Genomic DNA, 1,770 nt, shown 5'->3' with positions numbered 1-1,770 from the left:
GTCAGTCCTTGATTTCGCAGATGACGGCGCCGGAGGAGAGGGCGGCGCCGACTTCGGCGGTCAGGCCCTTGATGGTGCCGGTGCGGTGGGCGTTGAGGGGCTGTTCCATTTTCATGGCTTCGAGGACGACGACGAGGTCGCCTTCGGTGACCTGCTGGCCTTCCTCGACGGCGATCTTGACGATGGTGCCCTGCATGGGCGAGGCCAGGGTGTCGCCGGAGGCGGCGGAGCCGGACTTGCGGGCGGCCTTGCGCTTGGGCTTGGCGCCGCCGGCGACCGCGGCGCGGGCCAGCGGCATGCCCAGCGAGGACGGCAGGGAGACCTCCAGGCGCTTGCCGCCGACCTCGACGACGACCGTCTCGCGGACGTCGCTTTCGGCCTCGTCGGTGCCGGGCGCGGCGAACGGCTCGAGGGTGTTGGTGAACTCCGTCTCGATCCAGCGGGTGTGCACCGTGAACGGCTCGGCGGAGCCGGTCAGCTCCGGCGCGAACGCCGGGTCGGTGACGACCGTGCGGTGGAAGGGCAGGGCGGTGGCCATGCCCTCGACGGTGAACTCGCCCAGCGCGCGGGCGGCGCGCTGCAGCGCCTGCCGGCGGGTGGCGCCGGTGACGATGAGCTTGGCCAGCAGCGAGTCCCAGGCCGGGCCGATGACGCTGCCGGCCTCCACGCCGGCGTCCAGGCGCACGCCGGGCCCGGCGGGGGCCTGGAACGCGGTCACCGTGCCGGGGGCGGGCAGGAAGTTGCGGCCGGGGTCCTCGCCGTTGATGCGGAACTCGAAGGAGTGGCCGCGCACCGGCGGGTCGTCGTAGCCCAGGGGCTCGCCGTCGGCGATGCGGAACATCTCGCGCACCAGGTCCAGGCCGGTGACCTCCTCGGTGACCGGGTGCTCGACCTGCAGGCGGGTGTTGACCTCCAAAAAGGAGATGGTGCCGTCCTGGCCGACCAGGAACTCGCAGGTGCCCGCGCCCTGGTAGCCGGCCTCCTTGAGGATGGCCTTGGAGGCCCGGTACAGCTCGGCGTTCTGCGCGGCGCTCAAAAAGGGGGCGGGGGCCTCCTCGACCAGCTTTTGGTGGCGGCGCTGCAGCGAGCAGTCGCGGGTGGAGACCACCACGACGTTGCCGTGCTGGTCGGCCAGGCACTGCGTCTCCACGTGCCGGGGCCGGTCGAGGTAGCGCTCGACGAAGCACTCGCCGCGCCCGAAGGCCGCGACGGCCTCGCGCACCGCCGAGTCGTACAGCTCCGGCACCTCCTCCAGGGTGCGGGCGACCTTCAGGCCGCGGCCGCCGCCGCCGAAGGCCGCCTTGATGGCGATCGGCAGGCCGTGCTCCTCGGCGAAGGCCACGACCTCCCCGGCCCCGGAGACCGGGTCGGCGGTGCCGGCCACCAGCGGCGCACCGGCGCGCTGGGCGATGTGCCGGGCCGCGACCTTGTCACCCAGGTCGCGGATGGCCTGCGGGGGCGGGCCGATCCAGATCAGCCCGGCATCCAGCACCGCCTGGGCGAACTCGGCGTTCTCCGACAGGAAACCGTAGCCCGGGTGGACGGCATCGGCCCCGGAGTCGGCGGCCGCGCCCAGCACCTTGGCCATGTCGAGGTAACTGGTGGCCGGGGTGTCACCGCCCAGCGCGTAGGCCTCGTCCGCCGCCCGCACATGCAGCGCATCCCGGTCCGGGTCGGCATAGACCGCCACACTCCCGATACCGGCATCCCGGCACGCCCGGGCCACACGGACAGCGATTTCGCCTCGGTTGGCGATGAGCACCTTGCGCA

At 72.9% G+C, this 1,770-nt stretch carries 1 protein-coding gene; it reads right to left on the bottom strand.

The genetic code is table 11. From position 1 onward, the window contains the following. Nucleotide 1: 1 nt before the first annotated feature. Nucleotides 2-1,770, bottom strand: a 1,769-nt coding sequence (locus ACH4EB_RS38670) for an acetyl/propionyl/methylcrotonyl-CoA carboxylase subunit alpha (RefSeq protein ID WP_398353227.1), incomplete at its 5' end; no start/stop codon positions are given.

Source organism: Streptomyces sp. NPDC018045 (genome assembly GCF_044327445.1).
Taxonomy (GTDB): Bacteria; Actinomycetota; Actinomycetes; order Streptomycetales; family Streptomycetaceae; genus Streptomyces.
The sequence above is the reverse complement of the archived record's forward strand: the minus strand, read 5'-3'. Positions and strand labels throughout refer to the sequence as shown.